The sequence below is a fragment of the Halopseudomonas litoralis genome, assembly GCF_900105005.1.
Taxonomy (GTDB): domain Bacteria; phylum Pseudomonadota; class Gammaproteobacteria; order Pseudomonadales; family Pseudomonadaceae; genus Halopseudomonas; species Halopseudomonas litoralis.
Window position 1 is genome coordinate 813,356 of sequence record NZ_LT629748.1, and the last position, 12,475, is coordinate 825,830.

Genomic DNA, 12,475 nt, shown 5'->3' on the forward strand with positions numbered 1-12,475 from the left:
TCATGTTGGACTACAAGTTATTGCAGGCGCTCGCAGCGGTGGTAGAGGAGGGCGGTTTCGAACGGGCTGCGCGGATGCTGGGTCTGTCCCAGTCGGCGGTGTCTCAGCGCATCAAGCTGCTGGAGTCGCGAGTCGGGGCACCGGTGTTGCTGAGGGCTGCGCCGCCCACACCGACGGAAACGGGCAGAAAGCTGCTCAACCATGTGCAACAGGTACGGCTGCTGGAGCGCGACCTGCAGCGGGAAGTGCCCATGGATGACGAAGCCGATGTCGCGACCCGACTGCGTATTGCATTGAATGCCGACAGCCTGGCGACCTGGTGGGCAGCTGCGGTGGCCGATCTGTGTCAAGCGCAGAACCTGTTGCTCGAACTACTGGTCGATGATCAGGACGTGGGGCTGCGCCGCATGCGTGCGGGAGAAGTAGCCGGCTGCGTCTGCGCCACGGAGCAACCGGTGGCGGGCGCGCGCTCTTTGCCATTGGGTGCGATGCGTTATCTGGCGGTGGCCAGCCCCGCCTTCATGGCGCGCTATTTTGCCGAGGGGGTCAGTCATGCGGCGCTGCGCCGTGCGCCGGTGATCGTCTTTGGTCCGGATGATCAGCTGCAACATCGTTTTTTGGCCGGTTGCGGCTTCAACGAGACTTTTCCACATCATCTGTGTCCGTCATCGGAAGGGTTCGTGCGGCTGATCGACGCGGGACTGGGCTGGGGGTTGGTGCCGGCATCGCAGATCCGCTCGGAACTGGCTGCGGGCAGGCTGCAGGAAGTGCTGCCCGGCAACCCAGTGGACGTGCCGTTGTACTGGCATTACTGGCGCAATGGCGGGCGGCTGCTGGATGCGCTGACCCGGCAGCTGGCGCGCACGGCGCTGCAGTGAGTGCCGTGGTGGCATGGGTGGTCAGGGCGCTGCGCAACGAGCAGAATAGAGGCGTATGAGAAGTCGGGAATAACCGCAGGGGATTGTATGGGTGATGATGATATCCGGGACCTCCCGGGAATTCGTGCAACCGATGATGATCGGGTAACTGCACAGCCGGCAGCGCGTCGCACAGACGGGGAGCCGCCGGCAGTGCGTGCCCGGCGCGAACCGCCGCCGCGTCGGCAGCGCAACGGCGCGCTGTGGGCGGTATGCCTGAGTCTGTTGATTGCCTTGGTCGGGCTGGGTTACTGGAGCCATCAGCAGCAGACGCGCCTGCAACGCCAATTGGTAGCGACCCAGGAAAGCTTCGCGCGGATCAGCGAGGAAGCGGCCGGCCGCTTGCAGGACATCAGCGGCAAGGTCGTGGCCACTGAATCCAGTCTGAGTCAGAACGAGCGGGCCCGTACACAACAGCTCCACCAGCTGCAAAAGCGGGTGGAGCAACTGACCACTGCCCAACAGGTACAGCAGGAACGGCTTCAGGAGCACCAACAGGAGCAGCAACAGGGGCTCCAGCGACTGCAGCAGGCCGATGCGACTCAAGGACAACGTTTGACCGCGCTGGATGAGCTGGCCGGTAAGCTCGGTGAGCAGATAGAACGCCAGCAGCAGGCTTTCACCGAGCTGGCGCAACGGGCAGAGTCAGCCAGCGCTGCGCAGGCCGCGTTGCGTAGCGAAGTGGAACAGACCGGCGAGCGGCTGCAGACACTGGTCGAGCTGGAGCGACGACTGGTGGAGCAGGATAGTGAACTGGCCCGTCAGCGCGGCGAGTTGGAGGCGCTACTACAGGTCTCAGCTGGTGCCAGTCCAGAACAGGAAATGCTGGTGCTGCGCAGTGAGATCGACGAGCGTCTGGCCAATACCGAGGACTCTTTGCGCGCGATTGACAGTTTCCGCCTGCAAACCAACCGCAGTATCTCTACGCTGCGCAATCAGCTTGGCAATCTCCAGCAACAGCTGGGGCAGCGCTGATGAACTTTCTTGCCCATCTGCGGCTGGGGCCGGATGACCCGCAACAGGCGCTGGGCGGGTTGCTGGGTGATTTCGTCAAGGGGCCTGTGGCCGCCATGACTTTGCCGGACCCGGTGCGCCAGGGTATCTGGCTGCATAGGCGCATCGACGCATTCACTGACCGGCATCCGCTGGTGCTGCGCAGTAAGGCGCGGGTCAGTGGTGATCGGCGGCGCTATGCCGGGATCATGGTCGATATGTTCTATGACCACCTGCTGGCGCGCCACTGGCATCAATTTGATGACCAGCCACTGGCAGCTTTCACCGCCCGCATGTACCAGGCGGTTTTGGCCCAGCAGACGCTGATGCCGGAGCGGGCACGAACGGTTCTGGTACGCATGGCCGAGCAGGACTGGCTGGGTAGTTATGCTGACCTGCAGAACCTGCATCAGGCGCTGAACAATATGGCCCGGCGCTTGCGTCCGGCTAACCCGTTGCCGGGTGCGGTGCACGAGCTGGAGCGGGACTATCCGGGTTTTGAGGCCGACTTTCTTGGGTTCATGCCCGAGGTGATTGCGTTTTCCGAAGCCCAGGCAACTGCGCTCAGGGAATCGGCAGATTGGCAGCTGCTGCTGTCTTCTTCCATTTCCAGCGCTTGAGTATGAAAGCCATTGCATGCCTTGGCTTGATCCAGGTCAGTATGCAGGCGGCACTCCTCGCTTATAAAGACGGCCCGTGGAATTCAAGGCAAGGAGAGGGAAATGTCGAGTACCCCGAGGGTATTGTTCGATAACGGCTCGCACAAAGTGTTGTGTTTCGATCAACTGGTGACTGGCGATGGTGTGCAATCCAATCAGTTTCTGATCATTGATCGTGATCAACACGCATTGCTTGATCCGGGCGGCGACCTGACCTACATGCCGCTGTCGCTGGCGTTGAGTCAGCATATACCTCTGCGTGACCTGACATACGTATTCGCCTCGCACCAGGACCCCGATATTATTTCCTCGTTGGATAAATGGTTTCTGCATACCGATTGTCAGGTCGTTTGCTCAAAGCTCTGGGCGCGTTTTCTGCCGCATTTGTCCGCCGCTTTCCTGACCAGAGCGTCCGGCAAGAGCACCACCGAACGTATGGTTGCTGTCCCTGATCGCGGACAGAATATTCCGTTGGGCGACTGTGTGATCAAGGCCTTGCCGGCGCATTTTCTCCACTCGGTGGGCAATCTGCAGTTCTATGATCCGGTCAGCGGGATTCTGTTTTCCGGGGATATGGGCGCGTCCCTGGTAGATGATGCTGAGCCGGTCGTCGACTTCGCTGCGCACCTGCCCAGCATGGAAGGGTTTCATCGACGTTACATGGCCGGTAACAAGGCCTGTCGGTTGTGGGCCAACATGATTCGCCAGCTCCGGCCGAAGATGATAATGCCGCAACATGGCAGCCCATTTGTAGGGACTGCTATGATCAATACGTTCCTGGATTGGATCAGCCAGTTGCAATGCGGCATGGATCTGATGGAGCAGGAAGATTATCGGATACCCTGACGGCAGGTGATGATGGCGGCCTCGATTTATCCATGGCGTGACGGCAATAGCTTCGAACTGATGATGGACGGGGACTGCTTCTTTCCGAAGATGCTGCAGGCCATGGAGCAGGCTCGCTCCAGTATTGATATCGAGCTGTATCTGGTCGAATCCGGACACAGCACCCAGCGAGTGATGGACATCCTGCTGCAGGCAGTAGCCCGTGGTGTTCGTGTGCGCTGCCGTTTCGACAGCCTCGGTAGTCGTGATCTGCAAGAGGCTGATCGTCAGGGATTGTCGCGCGGCGGCGTTGATCTGCGCTTCTACAACCCATTGAACCTGCTAGGCGGGCGTTCCAATCTGCATCGCGACCATCGCAAGCTGGTTATTATTGACGATAGCGTGGCCTTTATCGGTGGCGCCGGGTTCACCGATGACTTCTGCATTCCCGGCCCGGAAGGACATTGTCTCTGGCATGAACAGATGCTCAAGGTATGTGGCCCGGTGGTGGCTGACTGGGTGGAACTATTCGAGCGCCAATGGCGGATCACCGAGCGGCACAACGGCAGGCAGCCGGCGCGCCTGCGTCGGGTGCGTGTGCCACCTCATCCACCGAAGGGTGAGGGGCTGGCTCGGGTATCGCTGACCGATGGTCGTACCCACCGGGAAATGGTCCAGGCGTTGCTGGCCAGTATTGCCCGGGCGGAACGTCGAGTCTGGCTGGCCACACCTTATTTTGCGCCGACCAGACGCATCCGTCGGTCGCTGACTCGGGCCGCTCGGCGTGGGGTGGATGTACGCCTTCTGTTGTGCGGGGATGTGACCGATCATCCGGCAGTGCGCTACGCCGGCCAGCGGTTCTATAAAAAGCTGCTGGCTGCGGGCGTACGCATTTTCGAATACCAGCCGCGCTTTCTGCATCTGAAAACCGTGCTGGTTGACGATTGGGTGAGCCTCGGCTCATCCAATTTCGATCACTGGACGCTGCATTGGAATCTCGAAGCAAACCAGAACATCATCGACACTGAGTTGGCTCTGACGGTAGAGCAGAGCTTTGTTACCGACTTCGCAGAATCGCGAGAATGGACGTTGAATGATTGGCTGACGTTGCCCTGGGCCCATCGTATGAAAATTCGTCTCTGGGGCACCATCAATCGCGCCGCGATATTCGGCTTGGATATTCGGCGCTGATATCGAGTCAATGGGGAGCGGCAACGGTTCAGGCATAGACATCCTCATGGATTCTGGAGCAATTGCGGCCGCCGGCCTTGGCCCGATACAAGGCTTCATCCGCTTGGCTGATGCGCACTTCGAGACTGTCTTCCGGGTGAATCAGGCAGAGTCCGGCGGACATGGTGCAATGCGCGCTCTCTGGCAGAGATGGGTGGTGTGTGTTGGCAAAGTTCATACGGATGCGCTCCACGCAGTGTTGCAGCGTGGCGAGATCACAATTACCCAGTAGCACCACGAACTCTTCACCCCCGAATCGGGCGACCATGTCGTCACCACGCAGATTGGTACGGGCGATACATGCAAAGCTTTGCAGCACGTCGTCCCCGGCGGAATGCCCATATAGATCGTTGATGCGTTTGAAATGATCCAGATCGATCAGGGCCAGCCCGAGGGTCTGACCATTGCCCAGCAGGGCCATGCGGCGGTGTACCTCATCGAGAAAATACCGGCGGTTCGGTAGTCCCGTCAGGGTGTCGGTACTGGCCAGGTTCTGTAATTGTTCCATCATCCCGCGCAGCGATTGCTGGTGCTGTTGCAAGGTGGTGTGGCGTTGTTGCAGGCGTTCGCGCAGTTCGCGGATATAGCTGCCGAGAATGGTCAGCCAGAGCATGAAGCAGGCGAGTACGAACCACTCCAGCAGCGCGATGGACAATGTCTGCGGATAGAGCTCGAAGTGCATATTGATAACGACGAGGCTGCCATAGCAGACCAGCGCAAACGCCGCATGGGCTAGGTAGGCAATACGCGACAGCTGAAATACACCGAACAGCAAAATCAGACAATAGGCCACCAGAATAGTGCTACGTACCGGGCCGGCAAAGGCCAATAAATAGGTTTGCAGCAGCAGCGCGACAATGATCTGTGCGCTGGTCAGACTGGGGTCTTTGAAGCGCAGGTTGAATCCGGTCTTGAACATGACGAAGAAAACGGCCTGGCTGCCAAAGCCGAGTAGATAATGACTCATTGCCATGGCGTTACTGCCGGTATAGCTGCCGGTAGCCCAAGTGACGGCTATGATGAGATAGCTTATTCCATAGATCAGTTGTGCCAGGTAGAAGCGCTGCAGACGCAACGCCTGGTAACGAGCCTGCCGGTTGACGTCCATTTCAATCATCTTTTGTTCTTTTGGGTGGCATAGTGATATCACTTTAGCTGTCGGTGTCAGGTTTGCCCAGCTTTTTGTCTCTCCATAGCATAAAGCTATCAGCTCAACGGCTGCCCCGAATTCGCAAGCTCGGGTATACTCTGTCGCCTGCTTTCATCAGCCGGGATATTCGGCCCGGCCCAAGCATTCCGTGAATCTGGTCGCATTGCCCTTCGTTGGCATGTCTGCGGCCAGCAAGCCTATAGAGGAGCCTGTCCGAGAATGGCCGTAATCAAGCAAGATGATCTGATCCAGAGCGTCGCCGATGCGCTGCAATACATCTCCTATTATCACCCCGTAGACTTCATTCAGGCGGTGCACGAAGCCTACCAGCGTGAAGAGTCTTCTGCGGCGCGTGATGCCATGGCGCAGATCCTGATCAACTCGCGTATGTGTGCCACCGGTCACCGGCCCATCTGCCAGGACACGGGCATCGTCACCGTATTCGCCAAGGTCGGCATGGACGTCCGCTGGGATGGCGCGACCATGGCACTCGACGACATGATCAACGAAGGCGTCCGTCGGGCCTATCAGCTGCCTGAAAACGTCCTGCGTGCCTCTATTCTGGCCGACCCGGCCGGTAAGCGCACCAACACCAAGGACAATACGCCGGCGGTGATCCACTATCAAATAGTTCCCGGCAATACCGTCGAGTTCCACGTTGCCGCCAAGGGCGGCGGTTCCGAGAACAAGTCGAAAATGGTGATGCTCAACCCCTCCGATTCGATCGTCGACTGGGTGCTCAAGACCGTGCCGACCATGGGTGCCGGTTGGTGTCCGCCAGGCATGCTGGGCATAGGTATTGGCGGCACAGCCGAGAAGGCGGCAGTGCTGGCCAAGGAATCCCTGATGGATCCGATCGATATTCACGAGCTGCGCAAGCGCGGCCCGCAAAATCGGGTCGAAGAGCTGCGTCTGGAGATCATGGATAAGGTCAATGGGCTGGGCATCGGTGCTCAGGGGCTGGGCGGTCTGACTACGGTACTGGATATCAAGATCAAGGATTATCCGACTCACGCTGCCAGCCTGCCGGTGTGCATGATCCCCAACTGCGCTGCCACCCGTCACGCGCATTTCGTACTTGACGGCAGTGGTCCGGCCGAGCTGGCTCCGCCGCCTATGGATGCCTACCCGGACATCACCTGGGAAGTCGGCAGCGGTGTGCGTCGTGTCAACCTGGACACCCTCACTCCTGAAGATGTGCTGAGCTGGAAGACCGGCGAGACCGTATTGTTGTCCGGCAAGATGCTGACTGGCCGTGATGCCGCGCACAAGCGCATGGTCGACATGCTGAACAAGGGCGAAGAGCTGCCGGTGGATCTGAAGGGACGCTTCATCTATTACGTCGGCCCGGTTGATCCGGTACGCGATGAGGCCGTTGGACCAGCTGGTCCGACTACCGCCACGCGGATGGACAAGTTCACCCGCCAGATCCTGGAGCAAACCGGGCTGCTGGGCATGATCGGTAAATCCGAACGTGGTCCAACCGCCATTGATGCAATCAGAGACAACAAGGCGGTATATCTGATGGCTGTCGGCGGCGCGGCCTACCTGGTCTCCCAGGCAGTCAAGAAAGCCAAGGTGCTGGCTTTCCCGGAGTTGGGTATGGAAGCGATCTACGAATTCGACGTGCAGGACATGCCGGTAACCGTGGCAGTCGATAGCAGCGGCGAGTCAGTGCACATCACCGGCCCGCAGATCTGGAAGCAGAAGATTGCCGACAGTCTGGCGGTGGAAGTGCAGTAATATCTGAGGCGCACAAAAAACCCGGTCTTCGAACCGGGTTTTTTGTGCGTGCCATTTGCTTGCCGCGTGTGTGTCAACTCTCAGACGAGTTGCTCACCCACATGCAGCAGCTTCATCGAGTTGGTACCGCCGCGCGAGTTGTAGACGTCACCCTTGGTCAGCACCACCCAGTCTCCCGGTTTGACATGTCCCAGCTCCAGCAGCTTGTTGACTGCATGCTGGTTCACTTCACTGGACGGTATCTCGCTGGGGTTGAAGGCAATGCTCTGCACGCCGCGCATCAGTGCTACCCGCCCCAGGGTCTGGGCGCTGGGCGACAAGGCGTAAATGGGTAGGTGCGAGCGGATGCGCGACATGATCAGGGGGGTATAGCCACTGTCGGTCAGGGTGATCACCGCAGTCACACCGGGAAAGTGGTTGGCCGCATACATGGCCGCCAGCGCGATGGTTTCATCGCAACGTTCGAACTCCATGTGCAGGCGGTGGCCGGACTGCTGACTGGTGGGGTTCTTCTCGGCGCCGCGGCAGACGCGGTCCATGGCGGCCACGGTTTCCACCGGAAAATCGCCTGCAGCGGTTTCGCCCGAGAGCATGACCGCATCGGTATAGTCCAGCGCGGCGTTGGCCACATCAGAGACTTCCGCCCGGGTCGGCAACGGACTGCTGATCATGGATTCCATCATCTGGGTGGCGGTGATTACAGTCTTGTTCTTGCGCCGGGCGCGGGCAATGATGATCTTCTGTATACCTACCAGCTCGGCATCACCGATCTCCACGCCGAGGTCACCGCGGGCAACCATGACGCAGTCGCTGGCATCGATCAGCCCATCCAGCGTGGCCTCGTCGGCCACCGCTTCGGCGCGCTCGATCTTGGCTACCAGCCAGGCTTGGGAGCCGGCATCGGTGACCAGCTTGCGGGCCTGATCCATGTCCTTGGCGTCGCGGGGGAAGGATACGGCGACGTATTCCATCTTCATCTCGGCCGCGAGCAGAATATCGGCGCGGTCCTTGTCGGTGAGCGCTGCGGCAGACAAGCCGCCACCGCGCCGGTTGATGCCCTTGTGGTTGGACAGGGGGCCACCGGCGGTAACGGTGCAGAGCACTTCGTCCGCCGTCACGCTGTCTACCATCAATACCACGCGGCCATCATCAAGCAGCAATTCATCGCCGGCGCGGCAGTCGGATACCAGTTGCGGGTAGTCGATACCAACTACATCCTGGTTGCCTTCATCCAGCGAATGGCTGGTGGACAGGCGGAACTTATCGCCCACATTCAGGTGGATCTTGCCATCCTTGAAGCGCGCAATGCGGATCTTCGGGCCCTGCAGGTCACCCAGCAGGGCGACATGGGTACCCTGTTGCGCGGCAATCTCGCGTACCAGCAGTGCTCTGGCGCGGTGTTCATCATGGGTGCCGTGGGAGAAATTCAGGCGGGCTACGTTCATCCCGGCCTTGATCAGGGCTTCTATACGTTCCGGAGTACTGCTGGCAGGGCCGAGGGTGGCGACGATCTTGGTGCGACGCAGGGTCATGAATGTTTTCCCTTGAGTTACATTTCAGTGGCTTACAATAGATCATACGCTCTATGTATGACAGGCAGAAGCTAACATGACATTGGTCTGACAGGAGAAATGCATGCATCCCCGTGTAATCGAGGTTACCGAGCGGCTGGTGGAACGCAGTCGGCTGTCACGCGCGGCTTATCTGCAGCAAATGGCCGAAGCGGCTGCGCGACCGCGGGGTCGCCGCGATCTGTCCTGCAGCAACTTCGCCCACGGCATGGCCGGGTGTTCGGCCGTGGACAAGGACCGCCTGCGGATGGTCGATGAAGTGAATATCGGTATGGTGACCGCCTATAACGATATGCTCTCGGCGCATCAGCCCTATGAAACCTATCCTGCGCAGATCCGTGAAGCCCTGCGTGCCTTCGGCGCTACCGGACAGGTGGCAGGCGGTGTGCCGGCCATGTGCGATGGCGTCACCCAGGGCGAGCCGGGAATGGAGCTGTCGCTGGTCAGCCGTGATGTCATTGCCATGGGTACGGCGATCGCCTTGTCGCACAACATGTTCGACGCTGCGCTGTGCCTCGGTATCTGCGACAAGATCGTACCGGGATTGTTGATGGGCGCGTTGCGCTTTGGTCATCTGCCGATACTCTTTGTCCCTGCCGGACCTATGCCCTCGGGTCTGCCCAACAGCGAGAAGGCCCTGGTGCGGCAGCGTTTTGCCGAAGGCCTGGCCACCCGCGAGGAGCTGCTGGACGCCGAAAGCAAGGCCTACCACGCGCCCGGTACCTGCACCTTCTATGGTACGGCCAACACCAACCAGATGCTGCTCGAAGCCATGGGACTTCAATTGCCCGGTGCGTCCTTCATCAATCCCGGCACGCCGTTGCGTGATGCGCTGACCGTGCATGTGGCTGAACAGGCGGCGCGGCTGGCAAGGGCGGGCGAGGGCAGTTTGGCGTCGATCCTGGATGAGAGAGCCTTGGTCAACGCGCTGGTGGTATTGCTGGCCACCGGCGGCTCGACCAACCTGACCTTGCACCTGATTGCGATCGGCCAATGCGCCGGGTTGCAATTGAACTGGAGTGACATGGCCGAATTGTCTGAAGTAGTGCCGACGCTGGCGCGGATCTACCCCAACGGTCAGGCCGACGTGAACCACTTTCAGGCAGCGGGCGGCAGTGCTTTCCTGTTTGCCCAGCTGCTGGAAGGCGGGCTGCTGCATGCTGATGTGAACACCATTGCAGGCCCGGGTTTACAGCGCTACACGCACGAGCCGACGCTGGTTGATGGTAGGTTGGCGTGGCGTGATGGCCCTGCAGCCAGCCTGGATGACAGCATTCTGCGCAGCCTGCGAGCGCCGTTCAAGGTTGATGGCGGGCTGCGACTGGTTGAGGGTGACCTTGGCCGCAGCGTGATCAAGGTATCTGCTGTCAAACCCGAGCATTGGCAGGTCAGCGCGCCCTGCCGCACGTTTGTGACCCAGGAAGCCTTTGTAACCGCCTTCCAGAATAACGAGTTCGATAGCGATGTGATCGTCGTCATTCGTTTTCAGGGGCCGGCGGCCAACGGTATGCCTGAACTGCACAAACTCACGCCCTACCTGGGAGTTCTCCAGGACCGCGGATTACGGGTGGCGCTGGTAACGGATGGCCGTATGTCCGGGGCATCGGGCAAGGTGCCTGCGGTCATTCATATGAGCCCTGAAGCTCATTCAGGGGGGCCTATTGCCTGTCTGCGTGACGGTGACATTCTGGATCTCGATGCCGACCGGGGTACCTTGCTGGTGCGGATGGACGAGGCTGAGTGGCAAAGCCGAACCCCGGCCGTGCATCCACAGCCGGTCCGGCGTGGCTGGGGGCGAGAGCTTTTTGCCTTTGCCCGTACGGCCGCCAGTCCGGCGGAGCAGGGCGCGAGCTGTTTTACTGAAAGCTTGATTCAGGCCGATGGAGGGCAACATGACGATTGAAGAACAGGCCCGCTCTCGCGGGCTCGCCTGGTATCCTGCGGACTCGCCGCAGGCGCAGGCTGAGGCGGTGGCCACGCATGTAGCGGCGCTGCTGAAAAAAGCCATCGAGCAGCGCGGGCATGCCAGCCTGGCGCTTTCCGGCGGGCGCGGCCCGGAGTTGTTTCTTCGACGTCTGGAACAAATCCAACTCGACTGGGAAAAGGTAACTATCACCCAGGTGGACGAACGCTGGGTGCCACCGGAGCATGAGCAGAGCAATGCTGGCTTGATTCAACGTTGCATGCCGCAGCTGTTGCAGCGTGCCACTTGGCTACCCCTATATCAGGGGCGGAGTCTGGAAGCCGATGCGCAGCATTGCCATACCATGCTAAAAACGCTGATGCCGGTGGACGTGGTGGTGCTCGGCATGGGCCCAGACGGTCACACGGCCTCGTTGTTCCCGCATATGCCGAAGCTCCCGGATTACCTGTCCGAGCAGACGCCGGCGCTGTGCATCGCTGTGCCCGAGACAGCTGAGCGGCTGGCTCGACTGAGCATGACCGCAGCGGTGATCAATCAGGCGCGCAGCAAGATTCTCGCGCTATCCGGCGAGGACAAGCTTCAACAGCTGGCTACCGCACTGGAAACGAGTGACCCGCTGGCACGGCCGATTGCGGCTTTTCTCACGCCTTCCATGGATATTTTCTACAGCCCTTGAGGCACCTGGATCCTTGAATGAGACTGACTGAAAACACCAGAACCCTTGAGCGGATATTTACCGGACAGCGCATCCTGCCGGTGCTCAGCATTCAGCGTGAGGAAGATGTGTTGCCACTGGCTGATGCGCTGGCCGCCGGTGGTATCACCAACCTGGAGATCACCTTGCGCACGCCCCTGGCATTGTCGGCTATCCGTCTGCTGACGGCACAGCGCCCGGCATTGTGCGTGGGTGCCGGCACCGTGCTGGATGGCCGCCAGTTCCAATCGGTGCTGGATGCCGGAGCGAAGTTCGTGGTCAGCCCCGGTAGCACTCAGGAATTGCTGACGCTGGGGCTGGATAGTCCGGTGCCGCTCTTGCCGGGAGTGGCGACGGCCTCGGAAATCATGATGGGCTATCGCCTGGGCTATCGCCACTTCAAGCTGTTCCCCGCTGAAGTCTGTGGCGGCGTGGCATTGTTGCGGGCTTTTTCAGGCCCCTTTCATGACGTGCGCTTCTGCCCGACCGGCGGGATAACAACCCGGTCTCTGCCGAGTTACCTGGCGCTGAATAATGTCATGGCTACCGGCGGCAGTTGGATGGCACCGGCAGCCATGGTAGAGGCGGGAGATTGGGCTGGTATTACGCGGCTTTGTCGGGAATTCGCCAGCACTGACTGAAGAGACCGGCAAGAGAGAGGTTGATCGGGAAGCGATGATCAGAGGAGGGTAGTGTGTCTGCGCGTTGGGGCATCCGCCACAGCGGACACGTAGCAAGTACGTCCATGTATGCTCGCGGTTGCCATCCT

11 protein-coding genes are annotated in these 12,475 nt (G+C 60.0%); 9 read left to right on the forward strand and 2 right to left on the reverse strand.

The genetic code is table 11. The features are described from left to right. Positions 1-2 precede the first annotated feature (2 nt). The 5 genes from BLU11_RS04070 (at position 3) to BLU11_RS04090 (ending at position 4,585) form a co-directional block, all read left to right on the forward strand. Entirely contained in the window at positions 3-878 is an 876-nt protein-coding gene (locus tag BLU11_RS04070) for a LysR family transcriptional regulator ArgP (protein ID WP_090272165.1), read from the forward strand. Between the two features lie 87 nt (positions 879-965). Next, positions 966-1,892 carry a hypothetical protein gene (locus BLU11_RS04075; protein WP_090272166.1) on the forward strand — a complete coding sequence of 309 codons (927 nt, stop codon included), beginning with the start codon at positions 966-968 and terminating at the stop codon, positions 1,890-1,892. After that, positions 1,892-2,530: an acyl carrier protein phosphodiesterase gene (locus BLU11_RS04080; protein WP_090272167.1), complete on the forward strand. Its 639-nt coding sequence runs from the start codon at positions 1,892-1,894 to the stop codon at positions 2,528-2,530. The genes BLU11_RS04075 and BLU11_RS04080 overlap by 1 nt, the downstream gene beginning before the upstream one ends. Positions 2,531-2,632: 102 nt before the next feature. Further along, a complete protein-coding gene (locus BLU11_RS04085; protein ID WP_090272168.1) occupies positions 2,633-3,415 on the forward strand; it encodes an oxygen-binding di-iron domain-containing protein in 783 nt (260 codons plus the stop codon). Between the two features lie 12 nt (positions 3,416-3,427). Then, positions 3,428-4,585 (forward strand): phospholipase D-like domain-containing protein, encoded by a 1,158-nt coding sequence (locus BLU11_RS04090; RefSeq protein ID WP_090276231.1) that lies wholly within the window; start codon positions 3,428-3,430, stop codon positions 4,583-4,585. A gap of 28 nt (positions 4,586-4,613) precedes the next feature. Here the strand turns inward: BLU11_RS04090 and BLU11_RS04095 are convergent, their stop codons facing one another. After that, a complete protein-coding gene (locus BLU11_RS04095) occupies positions 4,614-5,741 on the reverse strand; it encodes a GGDEF domain-containing protein (protein ID WP_090272169.1) in 1,128 nt (375 codons plus the stop codon). Positions 5,742-5,993: 252 nt separating this feature from the next. Between BLU11_RS04095 and BLU11_RS04100 the strand changes: the two genes are divergently transcribed. Then, complete coding sequence (locus BLU11_RS04100; RefSeq protein WP_090272170.1) at positions 5,994-7,517, forward strand: fumarate hydratase; 1,524 nt, start codon at positions 5,994-5,996, stop codon at positions 7,515-7,517. Between the two features lie 80 nt (positions 7,518-7,597). Here BLU11_RS04100 and pyk read toward each other — a convergent pair whose 3' ends face one another. Continuing rightward, positions 7,598-9,049 carry a pyruvate kinase gene (gene pyk, locus BLU11_RS04105; protein ID WP_090272171.1) on the reverse strand — a complete coding sequence of 484 codons (1,452 nt, stop codon included), beginning with the start codon at positions 9,047-9,049 and terminating at the stop codon, positions 7,598-7,600. 103 nt (positions 9,050-9,152) lie between these two features. Here pyk and edd point away from each other — a divergent pair, with 103 nt between their 5' ends. The 3 genes from edd to BLU11_RS04120 are packed head-to-tail and all read left to right on the forward strand — an operon-like array spanning position 9,153 to position 12,347. Further along, on the forward strand, positions 9,153-10,991 hold the full coding sequence (gene edd / locus BLU11_RS04110; RefSeq protein ID WP_090272172.1) for a phosphogluconate dehydratase: 1,839 nt from the start codon (positions 9,153-9,155) through the stop codon (positions 10,989-10,991). Then, positions 10,981-11,688 carry a 6-phosphogluconolactonase gene (pgl, locus tag BLU11_RS04115; protein ID WP_157718549.1) on the forward strand — a complete coding sequence of 236 codons (708 nt, stop codon included), beginning with the start codon at positions 10,981-10,983 and terminating at the stop codon, positions 11,686-11,688. The genes edd and pgl overlap by 11 nt, the downstream gene beginning before the upstream one ends. Before the next feature lie 17 nt (positions 11,689-11,705). Continuing rightward, positions 11,706-12,347: a bifunctional 4-hydroxy-2-oxoglutarate aldolase/2-dehydro-3-deoxy-phosphogluconate aldolase gene (locus BLU11_RS04120; RefSeq protein WP_090272174.1), complete on the forward strand. Its 642-nt coding sequence runs from the start codon at positions 11,706-11,708 to the stop codon at positions 12,345-12,347. Positions 12,348-12,475 lie beyond the last annotated feature (128 nt).

Coding starts and splice junctions, on each gene's coding strand:
- pgl (WP_157718549.1), top strand. CDS start 10,981: ATGACGATTGAAGAACAGGCCCGCTCTCGCGGGCTCGCCTGGTATCCT.
- BLU11_RS04120 (WP_090272174.1), top strand. CDS start 11,706: ATGAGACTGACTGAAAACACCAGAACCCTTGAGCGGATATTTACCGGA.
- BLU11_RS04100 (WP_090272170.1), top strand. CDS start 5,994: ATGGCCGTAATCAAGCAAGATGATCTGATCCAGAGCGTCGCCGATGCG.
- BLU11_RS04085 (WP_090272168.1), top strand. CDS start 2,633: ATGTCGAGTACCCCGAGGGTATTGTTCGATAACGGCTCGCACAAAGTG.
- pyk (WP_090272171.1), bottom strand. CDS start 9,049: ATGACCCTGCGTCGCACCAAGATCGTCGCCACCCTCGGCCCTGCCAGC.
- edd (WP_090272172.1), top strand. CDS start 9,153: ATGCATCCCCGTGTAATCGAGGTTACCGAGCGGCTGGTGGAACGCAGT.
- BLU11_RS04095 (WP_090272169.1), bottom strand. CDS start 5,741: ATGATTGAAATGGACGTCAACCGGCAGGCTCGTTACCAGGCGTTGCGT.
- BLU11_RS04080 (WP_090272167.1), top strand. CDS start 1,892: ATGAACTTTCTTGCCCATCTGCGGCTGGGGCCGGATGACCCGCAACAG.
- BLU11_RS04075 (WP_090272166.1), top strand. CDS start 966: ATGGGTGATGATGATATCCGGGACCTCCCGGGAATTCGTGCAACCGAT.
- BLU11_RS04090 (WP_090276231.1), top strand. CDS start 3,428: ATGGCGGCCTCGATTTATCCATGGCGTGACGGCAATAGCTTCGAACTG.
- BLU11_RS04070 (WP_090272165.1), top strand. CDS start 3: ATGTTGGACTACAAGTTATTGCAGGCGCTCGCAGCGGTGGTAGAGGAG.